General features: G+C 73.0%; 18 protein-coding genes. 12 read left to right on the top strand and 6 right to left on the bottom strand.

Going from position 1 to position 12916, the window contains the following annotated elements:
* Positions 1–15: 15 nt before the first annotated feature.
* Genes DSM104329_RS20810 through DSM104329_RS20795 form a run of 4 tightly spaced genes read left to right on the top strand, consistent with a single transcriptional unit; the run spans position 16 to position 2297 of the window.
* The gene (locus DSM104329_RS20810) at positions 16–480 is read left to right on the top strand and encodes a hypothetical protein (protein ID WP_259311769.1); all 465 of its coding nucleotides are present in this window, start codon (positions 16–18) and stop codon (positions 478–480) included.
* The gene (locus DSM104329_RS20805) at positions 477–1886 is read left to right on the top strand and encodes a fenitrothion hydrolase (RefSeq protein WP_259311768.1); all 1410 of its coding nucleotides are present in this window, start codon (positions 477–479) and stop codon (positions 1884–1886) included. Before DSM104329_RS20810 ends, DSM104329_RS20805 begins: the two co-directional genes overlap by 4 nt.
* Positions 1886–2023, top strand: a complete 138-nt coding sequence (locus tag DSM104329_RS20800) for a hypothetical protein (protein WP_259311767.1) — start codon at positions 1886–1888, stop codon at positions 2021–2023. Before DSM104329_RS20805 ends, DSM104329_RS20800 begins: the two co-directional genes overlap by 1 nt.
* A 31-nt stretch (positions 2024–2054) precedes the next feature.
* The gene (locus DSM104329_RS20795; RefSeq protein ID WP_259311766.1) at positions 2055–2297 is read left to right on the top strand and encodes a hypothetical protein; all 243 of its coding nucleotides are present in this window, start codon (positions 2055–2057) and stop codon (positions 2295–2297) included.
* Positions 2298–2309: 12 nt separating this feature from the next.
* On the opposite strand, the gene DSM104329_RS20790 is transcribed toward DSM104329_RS20795, so the two are convergent.
* Positions 2310–2939, bottom strand: a complete 630-nt coding sequence (locus DSM104329_RS20790; RefSeq protein WP_259311765.1) for an SCO family protein — start codon at positions 2937–2939, stop codon at positions 2310–2312.
* A gap of 100 nt (positions 2940–3039) precedes the next feature.
* On the opposite strand from DSM104329_RS20790, the gene DSM104329_RS20785 reads away from it, so the two are divergent.
* The 7 genes from DSM104329_RS20785 to DSM104329_RS20755 all read left to right on the top strand — a co-directional run bounded on the left by DSM104329_RS20785 (position 3040) and on the right by DSM104329_RS20755 (position 7475).
* Positions 3040–3828 carry an SDR family oxidoreductase gene (locus tag DSM104329_RS20785; protein WP_259311764.1) on the top strand — a complete coding sequence of 263 codons (789 nt, stop codon included), beginning with the start codon at positions 3040–3042 and terminating at the stop codon, positions 3826–3828.
* Between the two features lie 46 nt (positions 3829–3874).
* Positions 3875–5053, top strand: a complete 1179-nt coding sequence (moeB, locus tag DSM104329_RS20780; RefSeq protein ID WP_259311763.1) for a molybdopterin-synthase adenylyltransferase MoeB — start codon at positions 3875–3877, stop codon at positions 5051–5053.
* 21 nt (positions 5054–5074) lie between these two features.
* The gene (locus DSM104329_RS20775) at positions 5075–5350 is read left to right on the top strand and encodes a ubiquitin-like small modifier protein 1 (protein WP_259311762.1); all 276 of its coding nucleotides are present in this window, start codon (positions 5075–5077) and stop codon (positions 5348–5350) included.
* A gap of 44 nt (positions 5351–5394) precedes the next feature.
* Positions 5395–6369, top strand: coding sequence for a PLP-dependent cysteine synthase family protein (locus DSM104329_RS20770; protein WP_259311761.1), 975 nt, complete (start codon positions 5395–5397; stop codon positions 6367–6369).
* Positions 6370–6383: 14 nt separating this feature from the next.
* On the top strand, positions 6384–6587 hold the full coding sequence (gene tatA / locus DSM104329_RS20765; RefSeq protein WP_259311760.1) for a twin-arginine translocase TatA/TatE family subunit: 204 nt from the start codon (positions 6384–6386) through the stop codon (positions 6585–6587).
* On the top strand, positions 6584–6967 hold the full coding sequence (locus DSM104329_RS20760) for a M67 family metallopeptidase (RefSeq protein WP_259311759.1): 384 nt from the start codon (positions 6584–6586) through the stop codon (positions 6965–6967). Before tatA ends, DSM104329_RS20760 begins: the two co-directional genes overlap by 4 nt.
* Before the next feature lie 106 nt (positions 6968–7073).
* Complete coding sequence (locus tag DSM104329_RS20755; protein WP_259311758.1) at positions 7074–7475, top strand: DUF2007 domain-containing protein; 402 nt, start codon at positions 7074–7076, stop codon at positions 7473–7475.
* Between the two features lie 18 nt (positions 7476–7493).
* Here the strand turns inward: DSM104329_RS20755 and DSM104329_RS20750 are convergent, their stop codons facing one another.
* Both DSM104329_RS20750 and DSM104329_RS20745 read right to left on the bottom strand, forming a co-directional pair.
* Positions 7494–8243: a DUF3159 domain-containing protein gene (locus DSM104329_RS20750; RefSeq protein WP_259311757.1), complete on the bottom strand. Its 750-nt coding sequence runs from the start codon at positions 8241–8243 to the stop codon at positions 7494–7496.
* 67 nt (positions 8244–8310) lie between these two features.
* On the bottom strand, positions 8311–9246 hold the full coding sequence (locus DSM104329_RS20745; protein ID WP_259311756.1) for a hypothetical protein: 936 nt from the start codon (positions 9244–9246) through the stop codon (positions 8311–8313).
* A 250-nt stretch (positions 9247–9496) separates the two neighbouring features.
* Here DSM104329_RS20745 and DSM104329_RS20740 point away from each other — a divergent pair, with 250 nt between their 5' ends.
* Positions 9497–10273 (top strand): hypothetical protein, encoded by a 777-nt coding sequence (locus tag DSM104329_RS20740; RefSeq protein WP_259311755.1) that lies wholly within the window; start codon positions 9497–9499, stop codon positions 10271–10273.
* A 26-nt stretch (positions 10274–10299) separates the two neighbouring features.
* Here DSM104329_RS20740 and DSM104329_RS20735 read toward each other — a convergent pair whose 3' ends face one another.
* The 3 genes from DSM104329_RS20735 to DSM104329_RS20725 are packed head-to-tail and all read right to left on the bottom strand — an operon-like array spanning position 10300 to position 12847.
* Positions 10300–10920: an HAD-IA family hydrolase gene (locus tag DSM104329_RS20735; RefSeq protein ID WP_259311754.1), complete on the bottom strand. Its 621-nt coding sequence runs from the start codon at positions 10918–10920 to the stop codon at positions 10300–10302.
* Positions 10920–12095, bottom strand: coding sequence for an MFS transporter (locus tag DSM104329_RS20730; RefSeq protein WP_259311753.1), 1176 nt, complete (start codon positions 12093–12095; stop codon positions 10920–10922). Before DSM104329_RS20730 ends, DSM104329_RS20735 begins: the two co-directional genes overlap by 1 nt.
* Entirely contained in the window at positions 12092–12847 is a 756-nt protein-coding gene (locus DSM104329_RS20725; RefSeq protein ID WP_259311752.1) for a DeoR/GlpR family DNA-binding transcription regulator, read from the bottom strand. Before DSM104329_RS20725 ends, DSM104329_RS20730 begins: the two co-directional genes overlap by 4 nt.
* Between the last annotated feature and the right edge of the window lie 69 nt (positions 12848–12916).

Genomic DNA, 12916 nt, shown 5'->3' with positions numbered 1-12916 from the left:
GGGAACCATCAACCCATGTCCACCAACCAGCGTTTCGCCATGCTCGCGCTGGCGGGGGCCGTCCTCGTCGTCGGCTTCTTCGTCCTGCGCTCCGGCGGGGACGCCAACAACGGCGACACCGCGACGGCGACGATCGTGCGCACCGTCGTCACCGAGACCACGCCCGGCGGCCAGACCACCACCACGAAGACCGTCCAGGAGAAGCCGAAGAAGCCCAAGGTGCCCGTCGTCGTCGTGAAGGGCGGCAAGCCCGTCGGCGGCGTCGAGAAGCTCGAGTTCAACAAGGGCGGCACGATCGACTTCCGCGTGCGTTCGGACACGCCGGGCGAGATCCACTTCCACGGCTATGACGTGCACCGCGACGTCCCGCAGGGCGGCGGCACCGTCCGCTTCAGGCTGCCGGCCAAGTTCGACGGACGGTTCGTCGTGGAGGTGGAGGACAGCGGGGTGGAGATCGCCGAGGTCGAGGTCCAGCCATGAGACGCATGCTCGCGGCGGGCGCAGCCGGGTTGCTGACCGCGCTCGCGCTGCCGGCGGTCGCATCCGCCCACGGGCTCGTCGGCAAGCAGGATCTGCCGATCCCCCGCTGGCTCTTCGCCTGGGGCGCGGCGGTGGTGCTCGTCGTGTCGTTCGTCGGGCTCGCCGCGCTCTGGCCGGCGCCGAAGCTCCAGGAGCTGCGCGAGCGGGTCGTCGCGCGCGTCCCCGTCGCCGTCGAGGTCGTGTGCGGGGCGATCGGCATCGCGGTCTTCGCGATCGTCGTCTACGCGGGCCTCGCGGGCAGCCAGACCGCGCTGGAGAACCTGGCGCCCACGTTCGTCTACGTCCTGTTCTGGGTCGGGATCCCGTTCGTCTCGTTCTGGGCCGGCGACGTGTTCCGCCTGTTCAACCCGTGGCGCGCGATCGCCCGGGCGGTGGCGTGGATCGGGATGCGCCTCTCGAGCGGTCCCTCGCCCGAGCCGATCGCGTATCCGCAGTGGCTCGGCCGCTGGCCCGCGATGGCCGGCATCGTCGCGTTCGCCTGGGTCGAGCTGGTCTACGTCAACCGCGACGACCCGAGCACGCTGTCGATCATGATGCTCGCCTACGCCGCCGTGCAGCTCATCGGCATGAGCGTGTTCGGCATCGCGGAGTGGCTGCGCAACGCCGACCCCTTCGGCGTCCTGTTCGGCCTCCTCGCGCGCGTCGCGCCGCTGCACTGGCGCGACGGCAAGCTCGCCGTGCGCCGGCCGCTGAACGGCCTGCCGTCGCTCGACCCGCGGCCGGGAACGGTGGCGCTCGTCTGCGCGATGATCGGCACGACCGCGTTCGACGGGTTCTCCCAGGGCACGGCGTGGAACAACGTCGCGCCGGACATGCAGCAGTGGTTCATCGACCTCGGCCTCAACGCCCGGGTCTCGCTGGAGATCGTGGGGACGATCGGCATCGCCGGCGGGATCCTGGCCGTGGCCGCGCTGTACCGGCTCGGCGTGCTCGGGATGCGGTCGGTGGGAGAGCAGCACAGCGTCGGGGAGCTGTCGCGCAGCTTCGCGCACACGCTCGTGCCGATCGCGCTCGCGTACGTCGTCGCGCACTACTTCTCGCTGCTGGCGTACCAGGGGCAGGCGACGGCGTTCCTCATCTCCGACCCGCTGGGCGACGGCTCGGACGTCTTCGGCACCGCGTCGTCGACGATCGACTACGGCTGGATCAGCGCGACCGGCATCTGGTACGTCCAGGTGGGGGCGCTCGTGATCGGCCACGTCGCCGGGCTCGTACTCGCGCATGACCGCGCGCTGGCGCTGTACCGCAGCCCGCGGGCGGCGACGCGCTCGCAGTACTGGATGCTCGCGGTCATGGTCGGCTTCACCAGCCTCGGCCTGTGGCTCCTGTCGGCGGCGGCGCAGTGATGACCGTCCCGTTCGCGCATTTCGGCCACTGGTGGACCTCGATCCTCTACCTCGCGCCGGTCGTCGTCGTGGTCGTCTGGCTCGCCCTGCAGACGTGGCGCGCTCGGCGGCAGGGCGACGGACAGGAGGATGAATAGGACGCGTGTGGCGGGGAATGTGGGCGCTGTCATGGCCATGACCGCCCGGCAGCTCTACGAGCTCCTCCAGGACGTGCGCGACACCGAGGAGATCGTCGTGCGCTCGCCGGCGCAGCCGGCCGACGCGCTGCTGGCCGCGTGGCGCGGCGCGCACGAGGACTCGACGCGCGCGCTGGCCGCGTGGCGCGCGGCGCCCGGGGGCGACGGGTTCGCGGTCTACCGCGCGGCCGAGGACCGAGCGGACGCGGCGCTCGACGTGCTGGCGTTGCGGTAGGCCCTCGGTGGCCTACCGCTTCTCGGCCTCGAGCCTGCGGATGTCGTGGACCAGCCCCTCCGGGGTGAGCTGGTCGACGGGGAACCCGATGCGCTGGCGCCCGCGCTTGTCGATGAGCAGCACGTAGGCCGAGTGCTCGAAGCCCTGGCCCTGGGGCTGGATGCCGTAGGCCTTCCAGACGGGCTGCAGCCGCGCGCGGTCGCCGAGCAGGAAGCGCATGCGGCCGGTCAGCTTCTGGGCCAGGAGGAACCGCTTCGCGTGCGCCGGGGTGTCGTTGGCGGGATCGACGCTGACCGCGAGCGTGGGGACGTCGTGGCCGAGCTGGTCCAGCGCGCCGCGGATCTGCTGGGCGGTGATCGGGCAGGTGTCCTGGCAGGTCGAGTACATGAACGTCAGGACGACGACCTTGCCGCGGTCGTCGGCCAGCCGCGCGACCTTGCCGTCCTGGTCGCGCAGCGCGAAGTCCTGCGGCGGGATGTCGGGCGGGCGCAGGGCGCCGTCGAAGCCGTTGACCGGGGTCACGGCGGCCGAGGGCTCGTCGTCGTGGCTCGCGGCGGCGAGGATCAGCGCGATCGCCGCGGCGAGGGCGCACGCGACGACGGTGGCCAGGACGAGGCGCAGGCGGGTCATGCGACTGCTCATGATGGCGAATGTGCGTCTTCGCCTCGCTCGCCGGTTCGCTGCGGCTCGAGGGGCGGCGAGGAGCGCCACCCGGGGGCGGGGCGCCGCGTACGCTCTCAGCATGAACCTCGAGGGACGGGTCGCGGTGGTCACCGGAGCGGCCTCGGGCATCGGCCGCGCGCTCGCCCGGCGCTTCGCGCGGGAGGGCGCCCGCGGCATCGTGGTCGCCGACCTCGACGGCGACGGCGCCGAGGGCACCGCGCAGGCGATCGGCGACCGGGCGGTCGCCGTGCGCTGCGACGTCGCCGACCCCGAGCACGCCCATGCCCTCGTGCAGGCCGCGCAGGACGCGTTCGGCGCGCCCGTCGACCTCTTCTGCGCCAACGCCGGCGTCGCGGTCGGCGAGGAGCTCGGCGACCCCGCGGACTGGGCGCTGGCGATGGACGTGAACGTCAACGCGCACGTCACCGCCGCCCGGGCGCTGCTGCCCGGCTGGCTCGAGCGCGGCGACGGCTACTTCCTCGCCACCGCGTCGGCCGCGGGCCTGCTGACCCAGATCGGCTCGGCGCCCTACGCGGTCACGAAGCACGCCGCGGTCGCCTTCGCCGAGTGGCTCTCCGTCACCTACGGCGAGCGGGGCGTGCGCGCGAGCGCGCTGTGCCCGATGGGCGTGCAGACGCCCCTGTTCGAGGACGCGGGCGGCGCGAGCGAGGTCGTCCGCGCGGCGGGCGCCATCCTGCAGCCCGACGACGTCGCGCAGACCGTCGTCGAGGCCCTCGCCGAGGAGCGCTTCCTGGTCCTCCCGCACCCCGAGGTCCTCGACTACTTCCGCTTCAAGGGCAGCGACTACGATCGCTGGCTGGGAGGCATGCGGCGCCTCCAGAGACAGGTCCTCGGACACCCGACGTAGTCGCTATACTTTCTGAAGCACCCAAACCCTGACAGGATTTACGACCATGACCCCCAGCGGCGCCGACTACATCCGCCAGATCAAGGAGCAGATCTCCGAGGTCGATCCCTCGGAGGTCCACGAGCTTCTCGATGAGGGCATCGCGCTCCTCGACGTGCGCGAGAGCGAGGAGTGGGACGCGGGCCACCTGCCCGGCGCCACGCACGTCGCGCGCGGCTACCTGGAGTCGCGCATCGACGGCGCGATCCCGGACCGCAGCCAGCGGGTCGTCGTCTACTGCGCCTCGGGCACCCGCTCGGCGCTTGCCGCCAAGACGCTGTCCGACCTCGGCTACGCCAACGTCGAGTCGATGACCGGCGGCATCACGCTGTGGAAGGACCGCGGCTACGAGGTCGACACGCCCCGTCGCCTCACCGCCGAGCAGCGCGAGCGCTACTCGCGCCACTTCCTGCTTCCCGAGATCGGCCAGGCCGGCCAGGAGAAGCTGCTCGACGCCAAGGTGCTGCTGCTCGGCGCCGGCGGGCTCGGCTCGCCGACCGCCCTCTACCTCGCGGCGGCCGGCGTCGGCACGATCGGCATCATCGACAACGACGTCGTCGACCTCTCCAACCTCCAGCGCCAGGTCATCCACACGACCGACCGCGTCGGCGTCAAGAAGGTCGACTCCGCCGAGGAGTCCATGAAGGCGATCAACCCGGACGTGAACGTCGTCAAGTACGACTTCCGGATGGACGCCACGAACATCATGGACGTCATCACGGGCTACGACGTCATCGTCGACGGCCTCGACAACTTCCCGACCCGCTACCTGCTCAACGACGCCTCCGTGCGCCTGCAGATCCCGGTCGTGTCCGCGTCCATCCTCGGCTTCGACGGCCAGCTGTCGATCTTCAAGCCCTACGACGGCCCGTGCTACCGCTGCCTGTACCCCGTGCCGCCGCCCGCCGAGCTCGCCCCGAGCTGCGGCGCCAACGGCGTGCTCGGCGTGCTCCCCGGCACGATGGGCCTGCTGCAGGCGACCGAGGTCATCAAGCTGATCGTCGGCATCGGCGAGCCGCTCGTCGGCCGGCTGCTGCTCTACGAGGCGCTCGGCGCCACGTTCACGGAGCTGAAGGTCCGCCGCGACCCCGAATGCCCCGTGTGCTCGCGCGCGCCGGAGGACATCTCCGACGAGGAGATGGGCGTCTTCCCCGACTACGAGGCGTTCTGCGCCGCGGCCGGGTAACTGGCTAGGGTCCCGTCCCCTATGGCAACTGTCCGCATTCCCCCCGTCCTGCGCCCGTCCACGGGCGGCGCGAAGGAGGTCGGCGCCGACGGCTCGAACGTCGGCGAGGTCCTGCGCTCGCTCGCCGACGAGCACCCGGCCACCCAGGGCCAGCTCTTCGGCGACGGCGGCGAGCTCAACCGCTACGTCAACGTCTACCTCAACGACGAGGACGTCCGGGTCCTCGACGGCCTCGAAACCACGGTCGACGAGGGCGATGTGCTGGTCATCCTGCCGGCCATGGCCGGGGGGCGCTAGCCGCGTCGCGGTGGGGCTCGCGCCTCACTATACTTCGTGAAGCAATGGCCGTCCCGGAGCTGCGCAACCGCCCCTGTGGGGGACGCTACGGCGACATCGTCCAGGCGATCGGCAACACGCCGCTCGTCGAGCTCAAGCGCCTGAGCCCGAAGCCGGGCGTGCGCATCTGGGCGAAGATGGAGTCGTTCAACCCGACCGGCTCGGTCAAGGACCGCGTCGCCCGCGCCCTCATCGAGGACGCCGAGGAGAAGGGCGCGATCCGGCCCGGGCAGACGATCCTCGAGCCGACGTCCGGCAACACCGGCATCTCGCTGGCGATGATCTGCTCGCGCAAGGGCTACGACCTCAAGGTCGTCATGCCTGACAACGTGACGCCGGAGCGCACGCAGTTGCTGAAGATGTACGGCGCGGAGATCGTGTACTCGCCCGGCGACCAGGGCTCCAACGGCGCGGTCGCCATGGCGCTGGAGATGGCCGAGAGCGACTCGTCGTACTACATGCCCTACCAGTACGGCAACCAGGCCAACCCGGGCGCGCACTACCACGGCACGGCGCCCGAGATCCTCGAGGAGCTCGACGGCGACATCGCCGCCTTCGTCGCCGGCCTCGGCACCGGCGGCACGCTGATGGGCAACGGCCGACGGCTGAAGGAGGAGCTCGGCGACGCGGTGAAGATCGTCGCCGCCGAGCCGATGCAGGGCGAGCCGGTCCAGGGCCTGCGCTCCCTCGACGACGGGTTCATCCCGCCGATCATCGACCTCTCCGTCCTCGACCGGAAGATCTTCGTCACCAACCGCGACGCGATCATGTGGACGCGCAAGCTCCTCGACGAGGAGGGCGTGTTCGCCGGCGTCTCGAGCGGCGCGATCGCCCGCGTGGCCGTGCGGATCGCCGGCGAGCTCGACGAGGGCAACGTCGTCTTCCTCGTCGCCGACGACGGTTGGAAGTACCTGTCGAGCGGCGTCTACACACTGCCGGTCGACGAGATCGAGAACCTCGAATCCACCGTCTGGTGGTAGGAAGGTAGGCACGCATGCCAGGCTCCGTCGGCCCACTGGAGATCGTGCTCGTGCTCGTCATCGCGCTGCTCGTGCTCGGCCCGAAGAAGCTGCCTGACGTCGGTCGCTCCGTCGGCCGGGGCATGCGCGAGTTCAAGGACGCGATCAGCGGCATGGACCATCGTCGCGACGAGGACGAGGACGAGTTCCCCGGCCTCGACACGACGCGCAAGTCGTGAGGGTCGCCCCGGCGCTCCTCAAGGAGATCATCGCCCACGCCCGCGAGGAGGCACCGAACGAGTGCTGCGGGCTCGTGGCGGTGCGCGACGGCGAGGCCACCGACGTGCGCCGAGCCGTCAACCAGGCGGCCAGCCCGCTGAAGTTCGAGGTCGACGGCCTCGAGGTCCTGCACGTCCTCGACGAGTTCGAGGACGCGGGTGCCGAGCTCGGTGCCATCTACCACTCGCACACGCGCACGCCGCCCTACCCGTCGCAGACCGACATCAACTTCGCCGCCAACTGGCCGGGCGTGGAGTGGATCATCGTGGGCCTCGACCGCGGGGGCGAGGCGACCGTGCGCACCTACCTCATCGAGGACGGCAACGTCCGGGAGCTCTGACCTCGGGCTCGTCTGCCCGCAGTGCGGGCGCCACGAGGCGTCCACGGAGCGCTTCTGCCCCGATTGCGGACTGCCCCTGGTTCCCGAGGGCGAGGCCGGCGAGGCGGTGCTCTCCGAGGCCCAGCAGCGCGCACGCAAGGTCAAGCCGCAGTACGCCGAGGGCAGCCTGGTGCGCGTCGCCGGGGCCCGCCATCAGGCCGAGGCGGAGTTCATCCAGGGCCTGCTGCTCGAGGAGGGCATCCCGTCGACGACGCGCCGCGCGGCCGGCTTCGACGTCCCCGACTTCCTCGCCGCGGGCCCCCGCGACATCCTCGTGGCCCAGTCCGGCCGCGACGCCGCGCGCGACGTGCTGATGCAGGCCGACCTGGGGGCGCAGGTGGCGGGCGGCCCGGCCGGCGGTCCGCAGCAGACGGGCCGCGACCGGCCGGCCCGGATCCTCGTGGGCCTGCTCATCGCGCTGATCCTCGTCGCGGCGATCGCGTGGATCGGGACGGAGCTCCTGGGCTGACCGGCGAGGGCGGGCCGCTCAGGCCTCGCGACGCTCGCGCGGCCACTCGGTGTTGCGCAGCACGAGCCACGACAGCCAGGCGCCCACGACGAACAGCGGCACTCCCATCGCCACCCGGGCGGTGCCGAGCGCGACGAGCGCGCCGGCCAGGTAGAGCGGCAGCTGGACGGCGATGCGCGACAGGAACAGCCCGACCCACACCCAGCTCGCGCGGGTGTAGGCGCGCAGGCGGTCGGGGTTGTCGCGCCAGGCGTTCCCGGTCCGGCCGACCGCCGCGACGATCACGCCGATCAGCGGCCAGCGAACGGCGATCGACACGAGGTAGGCGGTCGCGTAGGCGACGTTGAGCAGCAGGCCCGGCAGGAAGAAGTTCTCCGCCTTGCCGGTCCGGGAGGCGACGTAGCCGGCGATCGCCACGCCGATGACCCCCGACACGGCGTAGACCGGCGTCTGGCGGCGCACCATCCGCGCGAGCGCGAACAGCGCCGCGAGCGCCACGGCGACGATCGCCGCGAGGCGCGTGTCCTGGCCCGAGGCGGTCGCCACCACGACGAACGCCGTGGCCGGGACCATCGACTCGGCGATCCCCAGCGGGCCGCCGAGCGAGGCGGTCAGGCTCTGCAGCGTCGGCGCCTCGGGCGCGGCGGCGTCGAGGGCCCCGGTCACCGGCTCGGGGGCCGGGTGCTCGGCGGCGGCCGCGACGTGGTCGTGGTCGTGCTCGTGGTCGTGGTCGCGGTCGGCCGCGTCGGATGCGGAGGGCTCAGCCATCGCCCCCCATCATGTCGGGTCCGCAGGCGGCGGCGCCCACACCGCCGCCCGCGAAGGTCCGCGCCGGTCAGCGCGTGAACGACCGCAGCCCGACGCGCAGCGTGCGGTAGCCCCGCCGCGCGCTCCCGTCCTTGTTGACCAGCCCGGTGTCCATCCGGGTGCGGCAGTCGGTGCCGAACCAGTTGTAGACGTAGGCCCGGTCGATGGAGTGCCGGTACGCCTTCAGGATGCGGAACAGGTACTTCAGGCGGTTCGCCGCCCGCCGCTCGCTGCACCGGAACGACCGGCCGAGCTCGACCACGCCGCCCGTCTCGGTCAGCCAGAAGTGTGGCGAGCGCACGTAGCGGCGCACGGAGCGCATGATCAGCCGGGTCCCGGTCGTCCGGCGGCGGTTGACGTCCGAGTAGTTGTGGATGCCGACGAAGCGAGCACTGCGGCGCAGGTTGCGCGGCAGCGCCTGGTAGAAGCGGCTGATGTAGCGGTCGACGCCGCGCTGGTCGAGCACGTCGAGCGCGACGATCCGGCACCCACGGCAGATCCGGCGCATCTGCCGGTAGTAGGCGGCCGCGCGCTTCGGGTGGTTCCAGGTCGGCTGGCTGGCGTGGTTGGCCTCGTTCCACACGCCCCACTCGCGCACGCCCATCGGGCGCAGCCGGCGGACGAGGCGCCCGACGTCGCGCCGGTAGCCGCGGGCGCTGGGCAGGCGCCCGCGCCGGATGCGCAGGTCGTTCGTCGAGATGTGGATCATCACGCTCATCCCGCGACTGCTCGCGGTGCGGACGTAGTCCTCGACGGCCTGCATCCGGCTGCGGCTGTGGATGGCGTTGTAGGGGATGAAGTAGCGCAGCCGCTTGATCTGCGTGGCGATGAAGAGCGGCTGGGTGAGCGTCATCGTCTGCTGGTCGCCCAAGCCGACGGCCACGCGGTACTTCGCGTCGCTGCGGGCCGGGACGGCGAGGACGGCCAGAGTGGCCGCGACGGCGGCGGCCAGGACTGCGGTCATTCGGAGCATGGAGATGGCAAACCGGTCCCGGGGGCCACGGCGCGGTCGTGCGTCCGCGAGCGGACACGCGCGGCGGCCGCCGGTCGCTGACCGGCCGGTCCGCTCCCCGCCCGCCGAGAGGTACCGCCTTCCGCCCGAGGTGGACAGCCGCACCTTCGTTGGCCTGCTGACTCCAGCGACGCGGCCACGGCCCGGTGGCAACCTGATGGTCATCAGCCCCGAGCCCCAGAACGGAACCCCTGATCGCCCTATGTCCTCGACTGACACCACAGCCACCCTCGAGTCCCCGGAGCGGCCCGTCGCCCCGCAGCGCCCGCGCGGCACCCGCCTCGGCTTCCTCATCCCCGGCATCGTCGCCGCCGTGCTCGCGGTCGGACTGCTCGCCCTCGGTGGGCTCGCCCTCTGGGGCGACGCGCAGAAGGACAGCGCCGGCTACCTCTCCACGCGAACCGAGCGCATCGGTGACAACACCCGCGCGCTCGCCACCAAGAACCTCGACGTCAACCTCGGCGGTGCCGGCCGGCTCGTCGAATCGAGCGAGTTCGGCAAGGTGCGCCTCCAGGCGACCTCGCGCACGGGCAAGCCGCTGTTCATCGGCATCGCGCCCACGCGGGACGTCGCGCGCTACCTGCAGGACGTCTCCTACAGCACGGTCACTGACATCTCGACGGGCCCGTTCGAGGCCGACTACACGCGCCACGCCGGGACCCGCTGGCCCGCGCCGCCCGCGAGGCGTGACTTCTGGGCCGCCTCCAGCCAGGGCGCCGGCCGCCAGACGCTGACCTGGAAGGTCGCCGACGGCGACTGGTCGGTCGTCGTGATGAACGCGGACGGATCGCCGGACGTCGAGGCCTCGATCAGCGCCGGCGCGAAGCTGCCGTTCCTCGACGAGGTCGGCTGGGTGGCGCTGGGCGGCGGCATCGCCCTCGTCATCCTCGCGACGGGCCTCATCGTCCTGGGCACCCGTCCCCCGAGCGGTCCGGCCGCCCGCGCCGTCGGCGCCGGCGTGCCGCGAGTGGCACTCTGAACCCAAGCCGCGGCGCGGCTCGCCCCTCAGCGGGCGAGCAGCGCCGCGATGTGATCTGCGATCGCGGCGGCGCCGACCAGTTCGGCGTCGTCGTGCGTCGTGCGGACGGCGAGGACCGTCGCGCCGGCCGCGCGCCCCGCGGCGACGCCTGCCGGAGCGTCCTCGATGACGACCGCCCTGGCCGGGTCGAGGCCCAGGGGCCGCGCGGCGAGGACGAACGGCTCGGGATCGGGCTTGCCGTGGCGTACGTCGTCGGCGCTGACGAGCACGTCCGGCACCGGCAGGCCCGCCGCGTGCATCCGAGCGGTGGCCAGCGCGGTCGAGCCCGACGTGACGATCGCCAGCGGCGCGGGAGGCGCGGCCAGCAGCTGTGCCGCCCCGGGCAGCGCCACGACGCCGCCGGTGTCGTCGACCCCCGCCTCGTCGACCATCGCCGTCTCGGCGGCGAGGTCGGCCCCCGGCGGGGCCAGGCGCGCCACCGTCTCGCGCGACGGCCTTCCGTGGGCGGCGTGCGCCACCGCCGCCGGATCGAGGCCGTGCCGGCGGGCGAAGGCGCCCCAGGCCCGCGCTGCCGCGGCGGTGGAGTCCAGCAGCGTGCCGTCGAGGTCGACGAGCAGCGCTCCGGCGCTGCGCAGCAGGGGATGCATCAGCCCGTGGGCGACGGTGCGGAGGCGGGGCGGGGCCCGCGCCGGCGCGGCGGGTCGGCGATCGGCGCGAGCACCACGACCAGCGCCGCGGCGATCGCGAGCAGCCCGATCGCGAGGTGCAGCGACGTCGCCTCGGCCAGTCCGCCGATGAGCGGGGGACCCGCGAGGAAGCCGAGGTAGCCGATCGCGCTGACCGCGGCGAGCGCGGGGCCGGTCGGGACGCCGGGCTGGTCCGCGGCGGACCGGAACAGGGTCGGAACGATCCCGCTGAGCCCGAGACCGAGGGCGGCGAAGCCCACGAGCGCGACCGGCGCCGTGCCGATGACGAGCGCCACGGTGAAGCCGGCGCCGGCCAGCACGCCCGATCGGCGCACGAGGCCCGACGCGCCCCAGCGCGCCCACAGGCCGTCGGCGAGCAGGCGCCCGGCGCCCATGCCGACCGAGAAGATCGCGTAGGCGATCGCGCCCAGCGCAGGGCTGCCGCCGAGCGGCCCCGAGACGAGCGTCGCGCTCCAGTCCGAGGCGGCGCCCTCGGCGAGCAGGCAGAAGAACGCGGCGGCGCCGAGCAGGGCCAGGCGCCCCGGGAGCTTGCGGAACGGCAGCCGCCGGGCGCCGGCGTCCGGATCCTCGTCGTCGCGCAGGAGCGCCTGCGCCGCGAACAGGCCGGGCACGCCGAAGAGGACCGCCGCGAAGATCAGATGCGGCTCCGGCGCGACGTGCAGCGCCGCGGCCAGCGCGCCGACCCCTGCGCCGGCGAACCCGCCGAACGAGAACGCGGCGTGCAGCGACGACAGGATCGGCCGGCCCTGGCGGCGCTCGACCGAGACGCCCTGCGCGTTCATCGCGACGTCGAGCGCCGAGTTCGTGGCGCCGACGAACAGCAGCGCGACGCCGAGCAGCGCCACGGTCGGCGCGAAGCCGGGAAGGACGATCGCGACCATCAGGCCGGCGAGCGACCAGCGGCAAAACATCCGGCTGGAGCGACCGGTGAGCAGCTTGCCGATCTGCGGCATCGTGGCCACCGCGCCGACGGCGGGGGCGAGCAGGGCGAGGCCGAGGGTGCCGGTCGTCGCGTCGGTGCGGTCGGCGAGCGCGGGGATCCGCGACGCCCAGGACGCGAAGAGCGCCCCGTTGGCGAAGAAGACGATCGTGATCGCCGCGCGCAGCCGGTTCACGCCTGCAGCACCTCGAGGCCGAGCGCGCGGTAGGGCGCCAGGTCGCTCTCGGTCACGCCGTGGTCGGTGATCAGGTGGGTGACCTCGCGCAGCGGGGCGACGACGAAGGGCATCGCGGTCCCCAGCTTGTCACCGTCGGCCAGCGCGAGCACCTCCGCCGCTCCGGCGATCATCGCCGCCTTGACGTGGCGCTCCTCGATGTCGTCGGTCGTCACGCCGATCTCGGGATGCAGGCCGCAGACGCCGAGGTAGACGAGATCGGCCCGGACGGCGCGCAGCGACTCGACGGCGTCCGCGCCGACGGTGACGAGCGGCTCCCGGCGCAGCGTGCCGCCGACGACGGTCACCTCGAGCCCGGGGTGGTCGGCGAGGGCGATCGCCACCGGCGGGCTGGTGGTGACGACGGTCGCGCGGAGGTCGTCGCCGAGCGCGCGGGCGACCTCGAGGGTCGTGGTGCCCCCGTCGATGACGATCACCTGGCCGTCGCGGGCGCACGCGGCGGCGCGGCGGGCGATCGACGCCTTGACCGCCGGAGCCCGGCGCGTCCGCTCGGCGAACGGTTGCGCGCCGGCATCGCGCGGCAGCGCGCCGCCGTGGACGCGGCGCAGCAGGCCCGCCTCGTCGAGGTCGCGCAGATCCCGGCGGATCGTGTCCTGGGAGACGTCGAGCTCGGCGCTGAGGTCAGCGGCCAGCACCCGCCCCTGCGAGCGCAGGCGGTCGAGGATCAGGGTGCGGCGCTCGTCGGTGAGCATCTGCCTGATCGTACACGGACCTGCACGATCAGGCACTTTCGGGCGCGATCAGGCAGTTTTCAGGCGCGA

The organism is Capillimicrobium parvum (assembly GCF_021172045.1).
GTDB classification, from domain to species: Bacteria; Actinomycetota; Thermoleophilia; order Solirubrobacterales; family Solirubrobacteraceae; genus Capillimicrobium; species Capillimicrobium parvum.
Note: the sequence above shows the minus strand (reverse complement) of the source record. Positions and strands in the feature narration are given on the sequence as shown.

Coding starts and splice junctions, on each gene's coding strand:
- DSM104329_RS20735 (WP_259311754.1), bottom strand. CDS start 10,920: ATGCATCCCCTGCTGCGCAGCGCCGGAGCGCTGCTCGTCGACCTCGAC.
- DSM104329_RS20800 (WP_259311767.1), top strand. CDS start 1,886: ATGACCGTCCCGTTCGCGCATTTCGGCCACTGGTGGACCTCGATCCTC.
- DSM104329_RS20740 (WP_259311755.1), top strand. CDS start 9,497: ATGTCCTCGACTGACACCACAGCCACCCTCGAGTCCCCGGAGCGGCCC.
- moeB (WP_259311763.1), top strand. CDS start 3,875: ATGACCCCCAGCGGCGCCGACTACATCCGCCAGATCAAGGAGCAGATC.
- DSM104329_RS20785 (WP_259311764.1), top strand. CDS start 3,040: ATGAACCTCGAGGGACGGGTCGCGGTGGTCACCGGAGCGGCCTCGGGC.
- DSM104329_RS20790 (WP_259311765.1), bottom strand. CDS start 2,939: ATGAGCAGTCGCATGACCCGCCTGCGCCTCGTCCTGGCCACCGTCGTC.
- DSM104329_RS20750 (WP_259311757.1), bottom strand. CDS start 8,243: ATGGCTGAGCCCTCCGCATCCGACGCGGCCGACCGCGACCACGACCAC.
- DSM104329_RS20775 (WP_259311762.1), top strand. CDS start 5,075: ATGGCAACTGTCCGCATTCCCCCCGTCCTGCGCCCGTCCACGGGCGGC.
- DSM104329_RS20810 (WP_259311769.1), top strand. CDS start 16: ATGTCCACCAACCAGCGTTTCGCCATGCTCGCGCTGGCGGGGGCCGTC.
- DSM104329_RS20770 (WP_259311761.1), top strand. CDS start 5,395: ATGGCCGTCCCGGAGCTGCGCAACCGCCCCTGTGGGGGACGCTACGGC.
- tatA (WP_259311760.1), top strand. CDS start 6,384: ATGCCAGGCTCCGTCGGCCCACTGGAGATCGTGCTCGTGCTCGTCATC.
- DSM104329_RS20805 (WP_259311768.1), top strand. CDS start 477: ATGAGACGCATGCTCGCGGCGGGCGCAGCCGGGTTGCTGACCGCGCTC.
- DSM104329_RS20795 (WP_259311766.1), top strand. CDS start 2,055: ATGGCCATGACCGCCCGGCAGCTCTACGAGCTCCTCCAGGACGTGCGC.
- DSM104329_RS20745 (WP_259311756.1), bottom strand. CDS start 9,246: ATGACCGCAGTCCTGGCCGCCGCCGTCGCGGCCACTCTGGCCGTCCTC.
- DSM104329_RS20725 (WP_259311752.1), bottom strand. CDS start 12,847: ATGCTCACCGACGAGCGCCGCACCCTGATCCTCGACCGCCTGCGCTCG.